The organism is Sporosarcina sp. ACRSM (assembly GCF_022346545.1).
Lineage (GTDB): Bacteria > Bacillota > Bacilli > Bacillales_A > Planococcaceae > Sporosarcina.
Map to the genome: position 1 here is coordinate 71,484 of NZ_JAKRNU010000015.1, position 21,397 is coordinate 92,880.

The 21,397-nt window shown below is 46.0% G+C and carries 23 protein-coding genes; 19 read left to right on the forward strand and 4 right to left on the reverse strand.

All coding sequences use genetic code 11. The features are described from left to right. Positions 1-55 precede the first annotated feature (55 nt). From MHZ95_RS19010 to MHZ95_RS19045, 8 genes are all read left to right on the forward strand, one after another. Positions 56-328, forward strand: a complete 273-nt coding sequence (locus MHZ95_RS19010; RefSeq protein ID WP_239392372.1) for a sporulation transcriptional regulator SpoIIID — start codon at positions 56-58, stop codon at positions 326-328. A 322-nt stretch (positions 329-650) separates the two neighbouring features. After that, complete coding sequence (gene mreB, locus MHZ95_RS19015; RefSeq protein WP_239392373.1) at positions 651-1,643, forward strand: rod shape-determining protein; 993 nt, start codon at positions 651-653, stop codon at positions 1,641-1,643. Positions 1,644-1,685: 42 nt separating this feature from the next. Then, a complete protein-coding gene (locus MHZ95_RS19020; protein ID WP_239392374.1) occupies positions 1,686-2,525 on the forward strand; it encodes a flagellar hook-basal body protein in 840 nt (279 codons plus the stop codon). A gap of 30 nt (positions 2,526-2,555) precedes the next feature. Continuing rightward, positions 2,556-3,392, forward strand: coding sequence for a flagellar hook-basal body protein (locus MHZ95_RS19025; protein ID WP_239392375.1), 837 nt, complete (start codon positions 2,556-2,558; stop codon positions 3,390-3,392). A gap of 90 nt (positions 3,393-3,482) precedes the next feature. Further along, positions 3,483-3,791 (forward strand): DNA-directed RNA polymerase subunit beta, encoded by a 309-nt coding sequence (locus tag MHZ95_RS19030; protein ID WP_239392376.1) that lies wholly within the window; start codon positions 3,483-3,485, stop codon positions 3,789-3,791. Positions 3,792-3,857: 66 nt separating this feature from the next. Continuing rightward, on the forward strand, positions 3,858-4,301 hold the full coding sequence (gene fabZ, locus MHZ95_RS19035; protein ID WP_239392377.1) for a 3-hydroxyacyl-ACP dehydratase FabZ: 444 nt from the start codon (positions 3,858-3,860) through the stop codon (positions 4,299-4,301). Positions 4,302-4,397: 96 nt separating this feature from the next. Continuing rightward, on the forward strand, positions 4,398-4,784 hold the full coding sequence (locus MHZ95_RS19040) for a hypothetical protein (RefSeq protein WP_239392378.1): 387 nt from the start codon (positions 4,398-4,400) through the stop codon (positions 4,782-4,784). Between the two features lie 122 nt (positions 4,785-4,906). After that, positions 4,907-5,293, forward strand: a complete 387-nt coding sequence (locus MHZ95_RS19045) for a hypothetical protein (protein WP_239392379.1) — start codon at positions 4,907-4,909, stop codon at positions 5,291-5,293. 71 nt (positions 5,294-5,364) lie between these two features. Here the strand turns inward: MHZ95_RS19045 and MHZ95_RS19050 are convergent, their stop codons facing one another. Next, complete coding sequence (locus tag MHZ95_RS19050; RefSeq protein ID WP_239392380.1) at positions 5,365-5,808, reverse strand: YwpF family protein; 444 nt, start codon at positions 5,806-5,808, stop codon at positions 5,365-5,367. A gap of 281 nt (positions 5,809-6,089) precedes the next feature. Between MHZ95_RS19050 and MHZ95_RS19055 the strand changes: the two genes are divergently transcribed. Beyond that, positions 6,090-6,521: a single-stranded DNA-binding protein gene (locus tag MHZ95_RS19055; protein WP_239392412.1), complete on the forward strand. Its 432-nt coding sequence runs from the start codon at positions 6,090-6,092 to the stop codon at positions 6,519-6,521. A gap of 345 nt (positions 6,522-6,866) precedes the next feature. After that, positions 6,867-7,028 (forward strand): hypothetical protein, encoded by a 162-nt coding sequence (locus MHZ95_RS19060; protein ID WP_239392381.1) that lies wholly within the window; start codon positions 6,867-6,869, stop codon positions 7,026-7,028. A gap of 65 nt (positions 7,029-7,093) precedes the next feature. Here the strand turns inward: MHZ95_RS19060 and MHZ95_RS19065 are convergent, their stop codons facing one another. The 3 genes from MHZ95_RS19065 to MHZ95_RS19075 form a co-directional block, all read right to left on the reverse strand. Beyond that, on the reverse strand, positions 7,094-9,835 hold the full coding sequence (locus MHZ95_RS19065; RefSeq protein ID WP_239392382.1) for a DEAD/DEAH box helicase: 2,742 nt from the start codon (positions 9,833-9,835) through the stop codon (positions 7,094-7,096). Continuing rightward, entirely contained in the window at positions 9,832-11,412 is a 1,581-nt protein-coding gene (locus tag MHZ95_RS19070) for a hypothetical protein (RefSeq protein ID WP_239392383.1), read from the reverse strand. Before MHZ95_RS19070 ends, MHZ95_RS19065 begins: the two co-directional genes overlap by 4 nt. Before the next feature lie 66 nt (positions 11,413-11,478). Then, the gene (locus tag MHZ95_RS19075; protein ID WP_239392384.1) at positions 11,479-11,928 is read right to left on the reverse strand and encodes a helix-turn-helix domain-containing protein; all 450 of its coding nucleotides are present in this window, start codon (positions 11,926-11,928) and stop codon (positions 11,479-11,481) included. Between the two features lie 191 nt (positions 11,929-12,119). On the opposite strand from MHZ95_RS19075, the gene MHZ95_RS19080 reads away from it, so the two are divergent. The 9 genes from MHZ95_RS19080 to panF all read left to right on the forward strand — a co-directional run bounded on the left by MHZ95_RS19080 (position 12,120) and on the right by panF (position 21,265). After that, a complete protein-coding gene (locus MHZ95_RS19080) occupies positions 12,120-12,467 on the forward strand; it encodes a hypothetical protein (protein WP_239392385.1) in 348 nt (115 codons plus the stop codon). 105 nt (positions 12,468-12,572) lie between these two features. Then, a complete protein-coding gene (locus tag MHZ95_RS19085) occupies positions 12,573-13,028 on the forward strand; it encodes a transcriptional regulator (protein ID WP_239392386.1) in 456 nt (151 codons plus the stop codon). Between the two features lie 375 nt (positions 13,029-13,403). Continuing rightward, positions 13,404-14,099 (forward strand): hypothetical protein, encoded by a 696-nt coding sequence (locus MHZ95_RS19090; protein WP_239392387.1) that lies wholly within the window; start codon positions 13,404-13,406, stop codon positions 14,097-14,099. Continuing rightward, positions 14,092-15,357: an efflux RND transporter periplasmic adaptor subunit gene (locus MHZ95_RS19095; RefSeq protein WP_239392388.1), complete on the forward strand. Its 1,266-nt coding sequence runs from the start codon at positions 14,092-14,094 to the stop codon at positions 15,355-15,357. The genes MHZ95_RS19090 and MHZ95_RS19095 overlap by 8 nt, the downstream gene beginning before the upstream one ends. A gap of 142 nt (positions 15,358-15,499) precedes the next feature. Further along, on the forward strand, positions 15,500-16,114 hold the full coding sequence (locus MHZ95_RS19100) for a 3'-5' exonuclease (RefSeq protein ID WP_239392389.1): 615 nt from the start codon (positions 15,500-15,502) through the stop codon (positions 16,112-16,114). A gap of 96 nt (positions 16,115-16,210) precedes the next feature. Next, positions 16,211-17,344 carry a polysaccharide deacetylase family protein gene (locus tag MHZ95_RS19105; protein ID WP_239392390.1) on the forward strand — a complete coding sequence of 378 codons (1,134 nt, stop codon included), beginning with the start codon at positions 16,211-16,213 and terminating at the stop codon, positions 17,342-17,344. A 474-nt stretch (positions 17,345-17,818) separates the two neighbouring features. Further along, positions 17,819-18,781: a nuclease-related domain-containing protein gene (locus MHZ95_RS19110; RefSeq protein ID WP_239392391.1), complete on the forward strand. Its 963-nt coding sequence runs from the start codon at positions 17,819-17,821 to the stop codon at positions 18,779-18,781. A 748-nt stretch (positions 18,782-19,529) separates the two neighbouring features. Further along, positions 19,530-19,823: a YhdT family protein gene (locus tag MHZ95_RS19115; protein ID WP_239392392.1), complete on the forward strand. Its 294-nt coding sequence runs from the start codon at positions 19,530-19,532 to the stop codon at positions 19,821-19,823. Continuing rightward, positions 19,820-21,265, forward strand: a complete 1,446-nt coding sequence (panF, locus tag MHZ95_RS19120; RefSeq protein WP_239392393.1) for a sodium/pantothenate symporter — start codon at positions 19,820-19,822, stop codon at positions 21,263-21,265. The genes MHZ95_RS19115 and panF overlap by 4 nt, the downstream gene beginning before the upstream one ends. Positions 21,266-21,397 lie beyond the last annotated feature (132 nt).

Below are 21,397 nucleotides of genomic sequence, written 5' to 3' on the forward strand. Positions count from 1 at the left end.
CATTCGCGCGCATAAGCTATAGGAAGATTCTGAGCTGACAGGAAAGGAAGAGGGCGTGCACGAGCAAATACGGAGGCGATGCGTGCGCCTCGGAAAAATGTTGCTTGAAACTGGACTTACCGTACGGGCGCTAGCAAAAGCGACGGGCTATTCGAAAAGCACGGTCCACAAAGACCTTACAGAACGTTTACCAAACGTCGATGTGGCACTGGCGGAAGAAGTCGCAAAAATACTTGCCTATCACAAGTCTGTCAGGCATTTACGGGGCGGCGAGGCGACAAGGATCAAATGGATGAACGAAACGAAGAAAGAAGTAGGGAGCAGGTAGTAAAGAAAAGCGGAGGGCGCCTGTCTAGATGCGACAGGCATAAGGCGATTCGACGGCGTGGCGCATTTTGCCACAGAGTCGGATTGACTTATGTCCCGAGCATCTGGCGCCCGGAGTCTGGACAGTAAAGAAAAGCGGGGGCACCTAGCGCCCTCCGCTTTTGTTTTATCTTGCTCAATTCAGGTTTCTACATAGATGAACCAACCAAAATAATGGTTCTAAAGTATGTTCATTAACGGTTAAGTATGGTAAAATAATTTGTTAGGAGCAGTTACATACAACGGATTATCAGATGATGCAGGTGGAAGGGGAAACTGGAACAATGTTTGCAAAAGATATCGGGATTGACCTCGGTACAGCCAACGTTTTGATACATGTAAAGGGAAAAGGGATCGTCTTAAACGAACCATCAGTCGTAGCCATTGATAAGAAATCGAACAAAGTGCTGGCAGTTGGAGAAGAAGCAAGACAAATGGTCGGAAGGACGCCTGGCAATATTATCGCGATCAGACCAATGAAAGACGGCGTCATCGCAGATTTTGACGTGACGGAAGCGATGTTGCGCCATTTTATTAATAAATTAAACGTCAAAGGTTTTTTATCCAAACCACGCATCCTCATCTGTTGTCCGACGAATATAACAAGTGTCGAACAGAAAGCGATTCGCCAAGCGGCTGAGAAATCGGGCGGCAAAAAAATATTCTTAGAAGAAGAACCGAAAGTTTCCGCAATCGGCGCCGGGATGGACATTTTCCAGCCGAGCGGGAATATGGTAGTCGATATCGGAGGCGGCACGACGGACGTCGCAGTGCTGTCGATGGGAGATATCGTCACTTCGCAGTCCATCAAAGTGGCGGGCGATACGTTTGACAATGATATTACACAATATATTAAAAAACAATATAAACTGTTGATCGGGGAACGGACCGCAGAAAATATTAAAATGAATGTCGGAACCGTTTTTCCAAAAGGGCGCAATGAACAAATGGATATCCGGGGCCGGGACATGGTATCTGGACTTCCGCGCACAATCACCGTCCATTCTGAAGAAATCGGGAACGCATTGAAAGAGTCTATCTATCTCGTCGTACATGCTGCAAAATCGGTTTTAGAACAAACACCGCCCGAACTATCGGCGGACATTATTGATCGTGGTGTTTTCCTGACAGGCGGCGGTGCGTTATTAAACGGCATAGACCAACTGCTTGCTGAAGAACTGAAAGTCCCCGTCTTCATTTCGGACAACCCTTTGGACTGTGTAGCAATCGGAACGGGGATTTTATTGGATAATATCGACAAAGGCGTTCTGCAATAACAGGCAGACACCAATACAATAAGTGAGGCAGGGGATAAGCAAATGTTCCGTGGATTTTATACAGTAGGATCAGGAATGATTGCCCAACAGCGTAAGACAGAGATGCTGGCAAATAATATGGCGAATGCCAATACCCCAGGATTTAAAGCGGAGCAAGCATCGATCCGTTCATTTCCGGAAATGTATATGTCCAGTATCGAGACGGCGCGCATACCGACCGCAAACGGCTTTCAGATGAAAGGACTTTCGCCGGTCGGTGCGGTTTCAACAGGCGTTTATATGCAGGAGACATTGCCATTATTCATCCAAGGCCAATTGCGGGAAACCGAACTGACAACGGACGTGGCGCTCGTCGACGGCCTCTTGCCGGCAGATGGGGAAACGGGCATTCCAGGTGCGATCTTTTTCAGACTGGAAAATGACGGTGGCAATGAAGTGTACACAAAAAATGGAAATTTCACATTGGACGCCAATGGCTTTTTGACCCATCCGATGGGCTATTATGTCCTCGACAGCAACGGTCAACGGATTGCGTTGCCAAATGACGATTTCCAGATTACGCGTGAAGGTGTTATCATGGCAGGGAACAACGCTGTTGCGACGATCGGTGTTTCCTTCGCGGGGCGTCCGGACACGCTTCTGAAGCAAGGGAATGGCCTGTTCGCGACGGAAGATGGGGCGAACCTGCCGGATGCAAACGGTGTGGCAGGCGTCACGTATTCGATGCAACAAGGGTATTTGGAAGGTTCCAATGTCGATGCTGCACGCACCATGACAGATATGCTGACGGCGTACCGCGCTTTCGAGGCCAATCAAAAAATCTTGCAAGCATATGATCGCAGCATGGAAAAAGCAGTCACTGAAATCGGTCGAGTCAACTGATCACCAGGCATTTGAAAGGAGCACGAACGTATGATACGCACAATGGCGACAGCTACGAATACGTTAAGCCAATTGCAAAACCAAATCGACGTCATCGGCAATAATTTGGCGAACTCAAGCACACATGGCTATAAAGCGAGCCAAGCGAACTTCCATGAATTGCTCTATCAGCAATTCAATAACGACAAAGCGGATGAGGCACCACGCCAATCGCCGCCAGGCATCCGTTATGGAGCAGGCGCGGTTCTCGGAGCGGCGCAAATGAATTGGAAAGTCGGCTCCTTGCAAATGACTGGACGTGAACTGGATTTTGCATTGACAGAGCCGAAACAGTATTTCAACATCTTGGCACCGGGCGAAGGCGGGGAACAGACCGTCTATACACGCCAAGGAAATTTCTATATTTCACCTGTGGATAATGGACAAGTGATGCTCGTCACAGGAGACGGTTATCCGGTTGCCGATAGTGCCGGCTTACCGATCTTATTTGCCGATGATGTGACCGACTATTCGGTCAGACCTGGCGGCATCCTGGAAGTGAAGCATACAGACGGCACAGCGGAAACAATTGAAATGGGGATCACCGTCATGGAGCGCCCCAACTTAATGACGCGGCTTTCGGCTGCGAACTTCGGTCTGCCGGAAAACTTGGCGGATCTCGGTGTTACACAACAAGACGTCCTGACTGAACTGCAAGGGGATGCGCGTAACGTGATAGGGATGCAGAACCAGGCGCTCGAGGCATCGAATGTCAATATGCAAAAAGAAATGACGGATCTCATCGCTGTCCAACGCTCCTACCAGTTCAATGCACGGGCAGTCACATTAGCGGACCAAATGCTCGGCCTCATCAATGGCATCCGCTGATCGGTCGAATAAAGAGAAAAGAACTCAACCTCCATTCACAGCAAGTCACACTTTTCCAAGGTTGGGAACTGGAATTAGGGAGTACTTTGAATGATGAATGAAAAACGAAACGATGTGAACCGAAATAGGCGGCAGACGGCAGGAACAAGGACGCGTTCATCCCGCCGTCAGCGTCCTGTTGAGAAGGAGGCGTCTATATCTCCCCGAAAGGTATGGAGACAGATCCGCCTTCTTCCGATTTGGTTGCGCGTCGTGCTAGTCCTGTTGCTACTCATAGGGGCGGCAATCTCCGGTATGATGGTTGGCTATGGTTATATTGGCGATGGACAACCCCTCGATGTCTTGAAAAAAGAGACATGGGTGCATATCCTTGATATTATGAACGGAAAAGAGTCGTAAAGGCTCTTTCATTTTTAATTTCTAAATAATTACATAAAAATGACATGAAAAGGAAGGGGTATGGATATGCTAACAGCAGAACAAATACAGGCGATTTTACCGCATCGCTATCCATTTCTGATGATAGATCGAATTCTCGAGGTGGAGGAAGGGAAACGCGCGGTCGGCATTAAAAATGTTACGATCAATGAAGACTTTTTCAATGGTCATTTTCCAGGTTATCCTGTCATGCCGGGCGTTTTGATTGTGGAAGCACTCGCACAAGTCGGTGCAGTGGCGATGTTACAAAAAGAAGAAAACAAAGGACGGCTCGCCTTTTTCGCCGGGATTGATAACTGCCGGTTCAAGCGGCAAGTCACACCGGGGGATACATTGCGACTGGAAGTGGAAATCACAAGATTGCGCGGTTCCATCGGAAAAGGGAAAGCGCGTGCGACAGTCGACGGCGAAATAGCATGCGAAACGGAAATTACATTCGCTCTTGGGCCAATCGTGTCGAAAGAGGACTAAATTTGCGAATGACATGGAATTTAGTTACAATGGACAGTAAAGTGCAATGACAAGAGACAGCAATTGCACTTCTAAAGCGGGAGGTAACAAATCAGTATGTTTAAAGATCTTTCTCCGAATTTGAAAAGCAGTATCACCAGGTCAATTACACAAACTTTTGAACAATACATGAGCGATATTGACTGGTCCGAAGAAAAATTTAGTATCGATGACTATATTGCCAGTTGGCGCGAATATATAACAACCAAAGCCCTTTGGTACTCGAAGATTCCAGATGAGATGAAAAGGGATCCGAAATTTCACGAAGACCTTGCGCAGCGCATCAATGAAATTATCCAACGCATTCTGAGCGAGCCGCCATCCGAAGAACAGATTGCGACGATTCAAATCATGCAGGAAAAGCTGAATACGCACTATGAGTATGCTTGTAAAGCTGAAGCGGTATACGTCGAAACTTTGTTGAAAAACCATTTGGGCATATAAAAACGAAAGCTAAAAATAACAGCTAAAAAATGACAGGGATAGCTCCTCCTTTTCTGGTCAACCTACAAAGTATCATACAGATTTGTATGGTAGACGGCTTGTGGAAAGGAGGGAAACTCTTCATGATCAAAAAAGCGATACCACTTGTTCTCATGTCAGGACTTGTACTAACGGCATGTGCCAATAACGATACAGTCCCGAACGATAACGAAACGCCAATGGAAAGTTTGGATGATCGAAATAGGGACTGGACGCCACGTGTAAATGACGAGCAAACAGGACCGGATTTTGATGGTCTCGATAACAATCGAGACGCGAACCGTAATGGCGATGGGATTATCAATGATAACAACGGTGTACGTAACGGTGTCATCAACGAGGACAACGATATACGTGACAACGGTGTCATCAATGATACGAATCCCAATGGTGTCATGAATGATGGAAACACGACAACCCCACGTGAAGATATCATTATTGAAGACGATCGTAATCGAAATAATCGCTAACCACAAGCCGTAAAAAAACCGCTTCGATAATCATCGAGGCGGTTTTTCCTTGTGCAAAACATGTAACAGCATTAATTTTCCGCTGTATTTTTATCTTTCTTCAAGCGTGGACGGGAGCGCATATCGGCTTCAAAGCGGCGGAGAAGATCCTCGCCTTCCAACCCTTCCCCGATCAATTCCTCCAATAACTGCTCTGCATATTGGGCACGTGCCCGTTTCAATCTTCCCTTCAATAAGACCGAAATATTTTCCCCGATTTGTTTCACAGCTTCGACAGTGACACGAAAAGCGGCAGGCTCATTTTCTGGATAGGAAATGACTACCTTCGCTTCAAGCAACGCTTCTTCGGATTTCCATGTTTCAAAAGTCTCTTGATGCTTTTGATCGATGAACATTTCCAATATCCACAAATGATGGCTATTTTCCTGATTGATGATAATTCCGTCGATCAGTGGAAAATCCAGTAATTGATTGTTATTTACGATTCCGACGGATAACATTTTGAATGTTTTCATCGCCATTCTCCCCATTCATTTTCCCTTAAGTATACCATAGACAACTATCCGGACAGAAAAAAAGAAAAGATCCTAAATTTAAATTGTCATGAAATCGGTACAATTCAACAAAGTGGATCATGGCGTGATTGATAACGATTAGCACCCAGAGGTGTTCTTGTAAACAGCAAATATTAAGCATCCAAACAGTCGAAATTTGCGATATGCGAAGTTGTCTAGAGGAAATGAACCATTGTAGTATGAAGCCAAGCAAATGGAAAGGAGGGAAAACATTGAATCAGGTGGCACTTGTAGGTCGTATTACAAAAGATCTGACACTTCGCAAAGTGTCTGTTGGAAGGGTCCAAGCCAGCTTCATACTTGCCGTAAACCGCAACTACAAAAATCGACAGGGAGAGGTGGATACAGACTTTGTCCTCTGTACGTTGTGGGGGAAACTCGCTGAGAATACCGCAAAGCATTGTGGTAAAGGGTCGTTGATCGGCATAGGCGGGAGGATTCAATCTAGGACATACGAACGCGAAGATGCAAGCCGGGTCTATGTAACAGAAGTGATCGGTGATGAAATCCGTTTTCTGGCGACAAAAAAACGGAGTACGGAAAACTTGTATGCTGAACCTGTAACGAGTACTGCGCAACCGGCGACAAAAGAAAACGAAGCAGCACATTTTCATTTGCCGGCGCGTGAAACAGAAGAATTACCGATTTTCTAACGAGACGACAGACAGCGTCATCTGAAAAAATGGATCGACAAGGGGGAAGGATCGCCGGACGACAAGCCGGGGCTATCATAACTGCAATGAGGAATAGGACTACGTAAAAAATGGGGAAATGGAACGCAAACAGACTGGGGATCTGAAACGTTCCAATCGTAAACCAAACTCGCCAGATGCAACCGGAGCATCTGCAAAACAACAGTAAAGGGAATAAAAAATACCTCTATCCGCTTATCAAGCGGATACTTACAGCCACGCTACGCGCATAGAGAGGACATGAAGGCGGAGACCGCTTCTGCCTTCATGCGCCTCATATCACAAATAAAGAAGGGAATGGGATAGATGCAAACAGTAGAAAAAGAAGTGAAACGATTGGAGATGCAAATCGGACAGCTCGTCACGATTATCGCGAATTTAAATGATCGCCTAAATCGGCTTGAGGACAGCGAACGCAAGCAAAAAATAAGGAGCATCCGTAAAATTCAATTGGCAGAACGTCTTTAATGAACTGGGGAAAATCCGAAAAAAAGACCCCGGAGCAATTGAAGCCCCGAGGTCGTTTTACATATTCAGCGATCAAATGAGAGGAGATCATCCAGTTCACGATCGGTCAATTCGGTCAACCATTGACTCGATTGGATAAGGTCTGCGGACAGTGCCGCTTTCTCCTCAAGCATTTTATCAATCTTTTCTTCAATCGTCCCGATCGTCACAAATTTATGGACATGGACGAACTTCGTCTGACCGATACGATAAGCACGATCTGTCGCCTGATTTTCCACTGCCGGATTCCACCAACGATCCGCATGGAGGACATGATTGGCGCCTGTTAAATTTAAACCGGTGCCCCCGGCTTTCAAGGAGAGAATGAAGATCGGAAACTCACCGTCTTGGAACGCTTCCACTAAACGATCGCGTTGTCCTTTAGGCATGCTGCCCGTCAGGAAAGGTGCATCGATCGCATATAACTCGGACAGGCATTGCCGGATCAATTGCCCCATTCCGATATATTGGGTGAAAATAAGACATTGTTCGCCATTACCGGCAATCTCTCCAGCCATGGAGACGATGCGATCCAGCTTCTCCGAGCGGGACATCATTTGCATCGCTGGAGCATTTGGCTCTTTTAAGAATAAAGCCGGATGGTTACAAAGCTGCTTTAATCGGCTTAACATTTTTAAGATGAGACCTTTCCGCTCAAAACCGGTGAGCGTCTCCAACTTGAACTTCGTCTCTTCCAGAAAGCTTTCATACAGAGCCGCCTGTTCGGTCGTCAACGGACAATACTCGTTCTGTTCGAGCTTTTTCGGCAAGTTGAGTTGCAGATCAGGGTCATTCTTCGTTCTGCGCAAAAGGAATGGCCGGATTTTAGCCCGGAGCTTTCTTTTCACAGCTTCGGAATCATCGCGTTCGATCGGAATGATATAATCATCCGTGAATTTCCGGAAACCGCCGAAATACCCTTTATGGATAAAATCGAAAATGGCCCATAACTCGGACAAGCGGTTTTCAATGGGGGTGCCTGTCAAAGCGATATGATGTTGGCCATGAAGCTTCCGAATGGCACGCGATTGCTTCGTCTGCATATTTTTGATGTTTTGGGCTTCGTCGAGTGTAATACTCGCGAATTCCGTTTCCGCAAGCATCTCGCCATCTTGGGTGCTCGTACCGTATGTCGTGAGAATGATATCGGGCTTCAGTTGCTCGATCCGCTCTTGGAATTGTTCATCTTTTGCACGGGACGGTCCGTAATGGGTATAGACGGAAAGCGCCGGTGCAAACCGTTCAATCTCTTTTTGCCAGTTGCCGAGAACGCTGGTCGGACAGATGATCAAAGAGGGGGTGGCAGTCTCTGTTCTGCCATGCACGTTCAGTAAATACGTAATGAGCTGAATCGTTTTTCCAAGCCCCATATCATCCGCCAAGCACGCACCGAAATGGTTATCCCGCATGAAAACGAGCCAATTATAGCCATCTTCTTGATAGGGCCGTAATTCGGCATGTAAGTCTTCTGAAATGCCTGCAGCAGGAAGTCCTTTCTTTTCAGACAGCATTTCCATATAGTTGCGCAGCGACTGTTGCATGGTGAAGGCGAAAAGTGGGTCATCCAGTTCTTCATCTTCCTCAAGAGGAACAAATTCCTCAGGGATGTCTTGGAATAAAAGATCTTTTACCGTCCATTCTCCGGCATCCGCCCGGTCCATCAATTCGCGGATTTTCTTCAGCCAGAGTGGATCGATATGGAACCATTGGTCGCCAGCGCGAATATATTCCCGGTTCTCGTCTACGAGTTTACGGAAAGTATCTTGGTCAATCGCATGCCCGGCAAGCGAGAAATTCCAGTCGAAAGAAAGGACTTCATCCAAGCCGGTTGCGGATTTATATGAATGGGTATTTGCATTGGTCCGAATCCGCATTTTCGATTCGGTAACGGACTTCAGCCATGCAGGCAAAATGATCGGATAACCGAATGACTGCAACAAGGCTAAATCATGTTGGAGAAATAAACGGACTTCGGCATCTGCCATCGATTGGGATAAAAAACTTTCCCCGACGGAAAGGTCAACGGATGCGATAAAAGACGTCATTTCCGCTTGCCGTTTTGCAATCTCTTCAGCATACGGCTTCCATTTCGCGGGCAGTGCTTCCTCGATAGGTGCAAGTAATTTACGGACAGCAGGTGCCCAGTGCGTACCGCGTTCGCTGACAATGACGGTTTCGAGCAGCCACTCACTATCCGAATCATCTTCAGGCTCGGTCAGACGGAAAGCGACGTTGACCGGAATAGTAGAACTGGATTCGCCGGGCCATCCAAATTGTTTCAGATGCGGCAAGAGAGCAGGGAATTGATCGGGATGAATGGCAGTCGTCATCAGCTTGCCACGGACGGCATCGCGTATGAAATGGGCCGCCTCTTTTGAAATACCTGCTTGATCGTAGTTGAAACGGATATCGTCACCGTCAACTTCAGCATAGTTCCAGATGTCTCCCTTCATCCAGGCATCAGATGCTTCTTGAATGGAAGTGATGGCAGCAATGTCTTTCTTAGACGCCCCCTGAAAGGATACATAGGGATGCATATCGGCAAAAGCATGTAGCAACTGATCGGCTCGCAATTGCAAATGCTGTTCATCCATCTGGGCAAGCAGGCCGAACAGTTCTCGTTCATTGCTGAAAAATAAATAAGTAACCAGTTCATCAGGTGTCAATGTATAATCATGCTCGTCTTTGGCGAGCAGCGTGAATTGCCCCTCATCTGTCCGTTCGATATCCAGTTGGAGAGTACGTTTTAATGTGAATTGTTCATTCATAAGTTCAGATTTCCCTTCTCCATCTCTTCCATCAACGCGCGCAGCCTGCGGTTTTTTTCACGCACGGTATCGATATATTGATTCCAAAAATCGATTTTCCCACTTTTTTTCGCTCCGGTTTTCATTCTCTTGAATAATTTGACCGCCCGTCGATAGCTATGGCGATTTTTTTCCTGTATGCATTTCAGGGCATACGTATGGAGAAGAGGCATGACGGCAATCGGGTCTTTCGACAAAGCCAATTTCAATCCCCCGGCATCCGCACTATCCAAAGAAACGCCATAGCGGTGCATCAGCGCTGCCCATTCGGCAAAGCGTTCCCGTTCAACAAGGAAATCGGCATAGACATCCACACCGGCACTGCCATATTGGGAAAACATATTTTCCCGCAATGCTTCGGGGAAATCGGCCGCTTCGAGTAACCCATCGATCGTGCGAACAAATGAAGGCCGATTGGAAATGGCGATCGCATTGTTCACATATTCGCCGATGAATGGGGAAATCGCATGCATCATAACGGATAGCGTCTCAAGTTCTTCCAAACCGTCCGCCAGTTGGGCAAGTGGAAGCCACAGTTCGACATGATTCGCATCCATCTCTTTGGCAAGCTCTTCCACTTCTTCGGGATTGCCTTGCAACAAGTGGAAAAAGGCGATGAAGATACGGGCTTCATCAGAAGGGTCCTTTGAAAGAATCGCCATTTCAGTAGCACGTTCTTTCGGGTTAGGATAAAGATTTTCCCAAAAGAGGCGATACACTTGGAAGCGTTTCTCAAAAAGGCCGGGATGCCGAAGTGCAAATGTCCGGACAAGTTCTTTTAAACGTTCATGGAAGGCATCCGTTTCAAACAGTTTAGGCTTCGCGCCGATTGCAGAAATGCAAGCTTGCAGTTTATCAAGCTGCTCGATCAGCCAATTTTGGATATACCATTTGCCATATTGAAAAGAGGCGAAATTGCCGTTTAAGTGAGTTTGTATATAAGCCCAACCTGCATCCAATAGATGCAAGCGATAGTACAGCTCAAATAGCGGTTTCCACTCCCATTCAAACGGGCTGAGCGGAATCGCTTTTTGGTCAATTAGGGAAGACTCATGGATGAAAATACCGGGATTATCGGATTGATCAAACGTTCGAAGTGGTTGGGTTAAACGTGACAGAACGTCAATCCATGCATCGGGCGTGCGCTCGGATATGGACAGGGCCAGTTGTTGCGATTCGGCTCTTCGCCATTCATGCAGCCAGTCCGTCAAAGAATGGAATTGGGAATAGAGATGAAAAACAGTAGCGATCCGATGCGAGCACCAGCCGGAGGAGCCGCAAGTGCATGCCGTCTCCATGCGGTCGAATGAGAGCCGGACATCCGCAGGGACGCCAGCTTCCAAGGAGATCATGAAGTCTTCCGGATTTGCTCCATAGCGATAAGATGTTATCGCATTATTTCGCACGAGCGTGACGGCCCGTCTAATTGCAAGCGCATCGGCTTCTATTTCAGGCCGGAGAGTATGTTGGATTTCATACATAAAGTCGGAAATTTGATTTTCGTGCAGGTAGGAAATGCGTTCTACCGTCATGTTCATTGGACCACTCCCTCAGAAAAGCATTCCCTCCATTATACCGCTTTTCAGCCCGGGAGTTAAATAATCTCATTCGGTATCTTGTTCTTTTACATATTTCAGGAACAATGAAAGCAGCGCTTTATTGGAATTCAAGTAATTTCGCCGATCCTTTTTCGTCATTTGCGAAATGATCGCCACAAATTCCCTGAGTTCTGGACTTTCTTCAAACAATTCCCGATGCCGATCGATAAAACTGTCCATATATTTATCCTGCACTTCTGCCGCTTTGACGGGTTGCGAAATGTGAGGGTCCCGTACTGCTTTTAAAGGTGTGCCAAGGATCATGGCCAAAAAGTAATCGTCCGGAATGGAAAAAGTCTCTTTGACGATGGGAAGCAAATCATTAGGGAATCCCCGTTCACTCCGTTCATAGTTCGATAAGGCAGCCGGATCGATTTTTAACTCATAGGCCGCTTCAAGCTGTTTCATACGCAAATATTCTTCTCGATATTCCTTGAATTGTTTACCAAAATGCATAACCGTTTACCCCTCTCTTTTTTGACAACCGTATAAAAGTAAGAGAGGAATTAATTCAAAACCGACAAAACGTTGATAAATATTTGGAATACGTTGGTTTTCTTGAAATAAAGGAAAAATATTGTAAGTATAATAGATAAATTTACTCATATCAAAAATCATTACTTTCAGCATGATCGGAGGAATGGAAAATGGAAGAATACGTAGTGACGATACCTAATCTGGAATCACTTTTTTTCGAAACGAAAGATCTGTATGAAAACATCACCCAATTAGTAAATCAGACATCTAATCCATCGAGCAATCTCATATACTTAAAAGAAGAACGCAAATTGTATCTTCGATCAGTGTCATTCGGTACGCTGGCTTTTCAATTTGTTTCACTTGACTTTGAAAACAACCAGATCCACTTCAAATGCTCGGACGATTCAATCGGAGATGCCAATCGACAAATCTACGAATTTCTCTCGACTTTACGCTGGAATTTTCAGCCGAAGAAAATGTCTTACGTCATGGAAAGAAGGGCGAAGTTCAACTAAAAAAACATCTAGAATTGAATAGAAACGAGGCAATATCATTCACAAATTAGCCACAAATGTGATAGAATATTAATAATCGGAATATTCAATAACGGAGGGAGAAAGATGCTATCAATCCAGAGAGTCACCCCATTTTTTACATCCCAAGAGGATTTCCGTTTACGCCTTGTGTTCGCTTACCAGTATTTCTCCATTGTCAAAGGTGGTGAGGTATTCCAGTTCATACCTTCTGAAGGAAAAGAAATTGTCATCAATATGAAGAGCTTACAAGTCGAAAACCTAGGGGAAGTGTTTGTGTTCCAACGGGGCAACCGATTTATTCGACTACCTTTGTATCAATTGCTCCTCATATCAGATCTCCACACGCATTTGGCAATTATTCTGGAAGGGGCGGTCAATATGGAAACAGAAGAAAAAATGCCGGAAGTCGTCATCCTGGAAGCGGAAGGGATTATTGAACAGTTGGAAGCGGAGAACAGGTTACGGATGATCGATTATGCACTTGAAACAGATAATGTACAGATGTTCAATGAACTAACGGAAGGACTGCAGCAAAAGTGAATAATGAAACTTGAAAAGGCACCTGTCGAAGAGCATTTAACGATAGGTGTTTTTTTTGATTTTGTTTAAGGGAAATAACAGTGAAATTGTCAATAGGACGAGGAGACTCTCTTGTGGCAGTTCGCCCTTCTTCCTCGATGTCTGCACAAATGTCGATTTCCCGGGAAATAAGTGAAAGGGAAATTTCCCGATGAATCGATCAGATTTTATTTATTCAGCCGATAGCGATTTGAAAAGAAGAGGATGAAAAGTGGCCAACATCTCCATCATTTTCACGCTCTAACGTTGCAAAACTCTCAATTTTTGCTAAAGTAATCTATAGGATACTATGATTTACACAAATTCAGCGATGGTTAGCAGAAAGGGATTACCGCTATGTTTTTCGACTTTAAATTTTGGCATTTCCTGACGGACCCCCAGCAGTTGTCGAGCCGACTTCAAACATCCGAGATGCGCGGCTTCAACAAACGTGTAGCGGCGGTCTTTCTATTTGGCATCCTCCTATTCGCCTTTCGCGAAATATGGGGAATGGGCACGGAATCCATTACACCGTTACTCCCGACAATGACAGCGACCGATTATACAATTGCGCGCTATGCTTCATTGCTCGGCACGATTCTATGGGCACTTGTCTATCTGTCCTTTCATTTCTTCGGTTTTGCCTACATACTGAGCCTGCTTACAGCGATTCCGTTTCAAAAGCTTCTGCCAATGCAATTGCTGATGACAGGATTATTATTAATTGAAAAAACATTGGTCTTGAGCGTCTTTATGGTGAAAGGCGCGACTGCAAGTGTTTCGTTTTTGTCTTTTGGGCCACTTGCCGTTACATTTCTAGATTCTTATTATCTTATCTTATTTCTCAATCAATTGACCATCACGACTGCTTTGATTCTGACCTTCCAGTATCGATTTATCCGTTCCTATAACGGAATCACTGAAAGAAAAGGCTGGTTCTGGATCTTATTTGGCCTCCATATTGGAATGGCACTCATCGTGGCAAGTATGGGTCTGATTCCATTTGAAAGTCTATTTCATTCACTTGTAGAAAGAGGTGTCGGCCATGAATAAAAAAATGAACATCGCCGTCGCCATTGCAATCAGTTCATTTTTAGCCATGAACTTCTATCTTTTATTCTCCGACAAAAGCGTCATACCGAAATCCGTGTACATTGATCGTTATGAACAAATGGCCACACATCATGTCCAACAGGAAATTGGAAAAGAGGGCCTTGTCGCACCATTTGAAACATATACTGTTTACGTCGGTCGTGAAGAGACGGTCGATACATGGTTTGTCCAAGAAGGGGATCATGTCGATGTCGGGGACAATCTTGCCTTCCTGCAAACGGAACATGTTGAAGGACAGCGGGCAATTTGGGAAGCTGACCTTCAAGCATTGGACGAACAGGAATCCGCAATTTTGAGCCTCATTTCCAATTTAGAGGCGGAACGCAAATATTCCTCAAGTGATAGTTCTGCTAATGTTTCGGAAAAAGTCGAAGGGGAATGGAATGTCGATGTTCAAGTCGATGTGAAACAGGATGCCTCTTTTGCGCAAGCCATTTCAGCAGCCGAACAAGAATTGGCTATGATCGAACGTCAACGGGTAGTCGTGGAGGCGCAGCTTGCACAAAACGCAACGAAGCCTGCATTGGTCAGCCCTGTTGAAGGCGTTGTTTCCAACATAACGCGCCATGGCACGATGCTTGCTGTCGACATTTTTAGCTCACAAAGAATTGTGGTCACCTATGCGAAAAACAAAGAATGGCAACAAATCGAAAACGGGGACCGTGTGCTGATCCAAGGTGAAGGCGTTGAGGAAGTGCTGGAAGGAACTGTCTTATCGGTGTCCATGGCACCTGCTTCCGATAATGAATGGCTCCGCACCTACAAAACGTTAGATGACGAAAAGATCACCAATCCGCTTGCTTATTATGAAGTTCGAATTTTATTCGATGCAGACTTGGAATCAATTCCGTTCGGAACGGACGTCAATGCAGTTGTCGTTGTCAATGAAGCGCAAGACGCTATCACCATAAATGACAAATGGCTCCATCGTTCTTACGGGGAATCCGCGTCCGTCTGGAAAATGGATGACACAGGACGTGCCCAATTGACTACTGTCGAGACGCCATTCAGTTGGCAATCACGCGCAGTCGTATCAGAAGGTTTACAAATCGGGGACATTGCCCTAGATAAACCGGAATTATCGCAATATGGGGATGCTCCGAGAGTATTTATGGCACTCCCTACGGATATGCCCACAAAGTCCCAATGGAGAACCTTTGGATGGCGTAATTATATCAAATATGGAATAATTAAATAAGGATAAGAGGGAATTCCTGAATTGTTATATAAGGGAATTCCCTTTTTTGTGTAGAAAAGAGGGATACCTCTTGTAGTTATGGGTATAGAGTAGTATAAGTAATAAGTAGGAAACGGATTTTTCTGGAAAAGGAAGTGGTCCTATGTCAGACACACATGAAAGAGCGAGAGAATTGCTTCAACTTAAACCGAAGCAACAAAATTGGGGGGCAAGAAGAGCCGCCGCGAGAAATAAGAAATACAGTTCTTCCTCCAAAACAGTAAACGATTACATTGTCCTTGATTTCGAAACGACAGGCTTTCGTGCGGGAGCGGATCGAATCATCCAAATTGGCGCTATTAAATACATTGATCACGAAGTGGCAGAAATGTTTACGACCTTCATTAATCCCTTGCGCCATATACCGCTGTCCGTTACAAGACTGACCGGTATTTCGAATGAAATGGTCGAAAGCGCGCCAGTGATCGAAGAAAAAATCCATGAACTGATTGACTTCATCGGAGAATTACCGATCATTGCACACAACGCCTCGTTTGATATGGGTTTTCTATATGCGCTGGAGAACATCGAAGGAATCGAAATCCCAGCCTACACTGTCATCGACACAGTCAAACTTGCCCGCAAAAAAATTACCCAATCGACCGATCATCGATTGACGACGTTAACCAATTATTTGCAGCTGGAACATGACGCGCATGACGCAATAGGCGATTGCCTAGCTACGGCCGCCATCTACCAATATTGTATCCAAAATTAGGAAGATGAGGCGTTGTGCATAAGATAGCTACAAAAGAATACATTATAGTGAAGAGTTCTATTTTCATTAAAAATATACGGAAATGGGGCAAACGAGATGAGAAATAGCTTATTAGCGATTTTTATAGCCGTCCTAATCAGTTTAACTTTCGGCGTAGGAAAAAGCGAAGCCGCCATCATGAAAACAAGCCATCATGTTGGCCTCCATGACCGTCTGCTTGATATTACAGATGTTCGTGTCATCGATAACGATATGAAAGTACCGCTTGATGAAATCGCAAAAGTCCTTTATATACCGGTGGAAACCGAGGCGGGGAACACAATCATCCGCAAGCGCGGCATTGAAATTGTGTATAATGAAGCGACAAACCTCATTTTACAAGATGGAAAAGAACTGACATGGTCCCCGATTGTCGATATCGACGGCACCATTTATATTAGTGTGAAATACATCGCCCGTGAAATCGGCTTTAAGGTCGAATATTTTCCAAAACAAAAAACGTTGCGCATTTATCGTGATGACTACGAGCATATGAGCCACTCAGATTATGAAAAACAGATCGCCAAGCTTTTGGCGAAAAAAGAAGCATCCAAACCGGCTGGGAAAGCGACCGTCTATCTCACATTCGATGACGGTCCCAACAAATACACGAAGATCAACAACAACACCCTTAAAGAATATAATGTGCAAGGCACCTTCTTTTTCCTCGGCAACTATATGAAAAACAACGAAGAAATCGTACAAACCGTTGCCGAAGCAGGACATTACATCGGTTCACATAGCATGACCCACGACCAAAACAAAGTCTACAAATCGACGAAATCGTTCATCGATGAAATGAGTGGGGGCATCGATCTAATCCATGAAATCACCGGTATCGACAGCAAACTGATTCGCGTCCCCTATGGTAGCAAACCGCATGTCACACCAGCCATGCAAAAAGAACTCAACACACTCGGATACAAAATGTGGGACTGGAACGTCGACTCCGCCGACTGGAAATACACAGACAAACAAGCCGATAAAATCGTCAAAAATGTTCAAAACGGCGTCCAAAAAGCCTCTCGATCCGGCGAACAAAACATCATCATCCTAATGCATGACCGCAGCCAAACAACAAAAGCACTACCCGAAATCATCCAATGGCTCCAACAAGAAGGCTACACCATCAAACCATACGAACCCGACCACCACATCACCCAAAACTTCCTGAACGACGTCACGCTATAACCCTAAAAAAACCGCCAGTAACGGCGGTTTTTTTAGTGAGATTAAATTGGGAGAGTTGCGCGCTCAAAAATATTGCTAAGCGCTCAAAGATCTCTTCAAGTGATCAAAACGCCGCCCCCGCGCTCAAAGAGTTCCTCAAGAGATCAAAAGAGCCGTCGCGCGCTCAAAGTCCTCCTCAAGAGATCAAAAGAGCCGCCGCGCGCTCAAAGAGCTCCTCAAGAGATCAAAAGAGCCGCCACGCGCTCAAAGAACTTCTCAAGAGATCAAAAGAGCCGCCGCGCGCTCAAAGTCCTCCCCAAGTGATCAAAGTCGAAGCGACACGCTCAATCCTTAGCATTTTCACCTCATAGCTTCAGCAAATGATCCCTTCAAATTTAAAATTTGCCGCACTTTTCAACGTCAAATTTCCAATTTGGTAAAAAGTGTATGAAAGTCCGAGAGAATCTGATAAGCTTTCATTGAGGTGATAAACAATTGATCTATAAACAAAGAAGTGCTCCCAAAAAACTAATAGGGCAGCAAGCGCTACTCCGACGTCTTCAGCCGAACTATCCGGAAATCCAAACCATCTTGGAACAATTTAAAAGAACCGATTCAGGATTTAGCGGAGAATGTGACTTCGACAAGCAGATGATTGAATACATTCCCCGCTATCCACACGCCATCCTACACGATGTATGCCTTAAACAAGATGGCGTATATTTCCAGATGGACTCCATACTCATCACTCCATCATTTATCATCATTTTTGAAGTGAAAAACTACGGCGGAAAAATCATTGTTAAATCCAACCCCACCCAATTCATCATCGAATACCCAACTGGGGAAAGAAAAGTGATGAGAAACCCAATTACTGAACTTGATCGAAAGAAATATTTCCTTCACGAATGGCTCAAGAAGTTGAATATTAGCATTCCAATCAGTGGAATCGTTGCGCTTGCTTTTACAAATGAATTAATAATTGAAGAACCACCAGAAACGAAAATCCTATTCACTTATGAAATCCCACTTTACCTCGGAAAACTTCAAATTCAACAAGAAATCCTCAGTAATTCGAAAATCAGAAATGTAGCCTTTGAAATGAAAAAACAACACCAAGAATACAACCCATTCCCGATGACCCAAACACTTAATATTCACCGTGCTAGCATATTGCCTGGCGTCATTTGCCAAGCTTGTAAATTTCGTGGGATGCAATGGGAGCGGAAAAAATGGAGATGCCCTAAATGTGGCAACGCCGGAGCGGGTAGCCATCTGGAAGCACTACTAGACTGGAATTATCTCATAGACAATAAAATAACTAACCAAGAGTTTCGAAGTTTCGCCAACTTACAGGATCGCCACGTAGCTAAAAGATTACTTCGTAAATCGCAATTGCCCCTCATTGGAGCAAAAAGGACAAGTTATTACGTTCTGAATACACTTCGCGAACCGTGAAGTGTATTTTTATTTAGAAATAAAAACGCTAATTCCCGCTCCTGCGCTCAATGAGCCCGCCAAGTGATCAAAGAGCTGTCCTCGCGCTCAAAGCCTCCGCCAAGAGATCAAAGAGCTGTCCTCGCGCTCAAAGCCTCCGCCAAGTGATCAAACTGCCGCCCCCGCGCTCAATGAGCCCGCCAAGAGATCAAAGAGCTGTCCTCGCGCTCAAAGCCTCCGCCAAGTGATCAAAACGCCGCCCCCGCGCTCAAAGCCTCCGCCAAGTGATCAAAGAGCTGTCCTCGCGCTCAAAGCCTCCGCCAAGTGATCAAAACGCCGCCCCGCGCTCAAAGTCTCCGCCAAGAGATCAAAGAGCTGTCCTTACGCTCAAAGCCTCCGCCAAGAGATCAAAGAGCTGTCCTCGCGCTCAAAGCCTCCGCCAAGAGATCAAAGAGCTGTCCTCGCGCTCAAAGCCTCCGCCAAGAGATCAAAACACCGCCCCCGCGCTCAAAGCCTTACCCCAATTGATCAACCCACCACCCTCCACGCTCAAACCCACCCACCAAAATAATCAATCTCTCCCAAAAAACTTCGTCTCCCTAAACTCTGCCAACTCCGGTATAATGAAACTCACAGAATATATTCGAACTAGGGATGCACTGTGAACCGATGCAGCAGTGCATCCCATACAGACGGATCCATCGTCGTCTGGTAAAATAAAGTGCCAGCAACTGGCATCACAAACACAACCGAAGAAAGGAACACCCTTATGGAAACCAAAACAAATACCCAACCAACCATCGACCCGCGCTTCAAAATCGCGCACCGCGAAGCATGGATTGGCGTCGGACTCGCCATTTTCAATTTCATTTGGTGGTTCGGCTTCGCTTACGGGCTCGGTTCACGACCTGTCGAAGAGTATACGTATATCCTCGGCTTGCCCGATTGGTTTTTCTATAGCTGCGTCGTTGGCTTCGTGCTCATTTCGGCACTCGTCATCTTCGTCGTCAAATTCATTCTAAAAGAAGTTTCATTCGAAGAAGAGGGGGAGCAAGCACCGTGAACTTGGGCGTCCTCATCCCGCTAGCCATTTTCCTAATTGCTATTTTTGTGATTGGACTACTGGCATCCAAAACATCTATGACCGCAAAAAACGGCTTCCTCCAAGATTATTTCTTAGGAGGGCGCGAACTAGGCGGTTTCGTCCTTGCGATGACGATGGTGGCCACCTATGGCAGTGCGTCGAGCTTCCTTGGAGGTCCGGGTACCGCTTATACAGTCGGCTTCGGCTGGGTTTTATTGGCGACGATCCAAGTCGTCACAGGCTATTTCGTCTTGCTCATTCTCGGCAAGAAATTTGCTATTCTTGGCCGCAAATATAACGCCGTCACGATGATCGACTTCTTGAAGGCGCGTTACAACAGCTCGGCCGTTGCGATTCTAGCCGCTATCGCCATCATCATCTTTCTTTTTTCCGCCATGACCGCACAATGGGTCGGCGGCGGATGGCTCATTGAATCGCTTACGGGCTTGCAGTACACGACGTCGCTCTTCATTTTCGCGGTTTCGGTGCTCGTCTATGTCATCATTGGGGGCTTCCGCGCCGTCGCTGTAACCGATGCCGTCCAAGGGGCCATCATGGTGATCGGCACACTCGTCCTGCTGATCGGCGTCATCATCGCAGGAGGCGGTGTACCCGCCATCATGCAAGATTTATTGAATGAAAACCCGCGTCTCGTCACGCCATTCGGGGCAGACGGGAGCTTGACCGCCGCTTACGTATCCTCGTTCTGGATTCTCGTCGGCGTCGGTGTCGTCGGACTACCGCAAATGGCTGTCCGTGCCATGAGCTACAAAAGCTCGCGTGCTATGCACCGTGCGCTCGTCATCGGCACAATTGTCACCGGCATCATCATGCTCAACATGCACTTGATCGGCGTGTTCGCCCGTCCTGTCATGCCAGGCATTGAAGTCGCCGACAAAGTCATCCCGCTACTCGCACTCGAAGTATTACCCGCATGGTTAGCGGGGATTGTGCTTGCGGCTCCGATGGCGGCGATCATGTCGACCGTAGACGCGCTATTATTACTGGTCAGCTCAGCCATCGTCAAAGATGTTTACCTAAACTTCATCAAACCGGATGCAACCGAAAAATCGGTCAAATGGATAAGCTTCGGCGTCACCGGCGTTCTCGGAATTATCGTCTTCCTACTCGCCCTGCAACCGCCCGAACTGCTCATCTTCCTGAATCTATTCGCATTCGGCGGACTCGAAGCCGCCTTCATCTGGCCAGTCGTCCTCGGACTCTACTGGAAATACGGCAACAAATACGGCGCCATCGCCTCTATGATCACTGGCATCGCATCGTACATCATCATCCATTTTTACAACGAAGCATACGGTAACTTACTCGGCGTCCACACCGTCACTATCCCGGTCGTCCTGTCATTCCTTGCCTTTGTTTTCGGCAGTCTGGCAATCAAACAAAAAGCCTTCGAGTTTTGAGCAATAAAAAGAAATTATGTGGAACATGAGCGTCCACATAATTTCTAACCCAGTACAATAACGTTTGAATAAAACAATGCAACCAAACAACACTAGAATCAAAGAACACAACGTTTGATTCCAATGAATTTA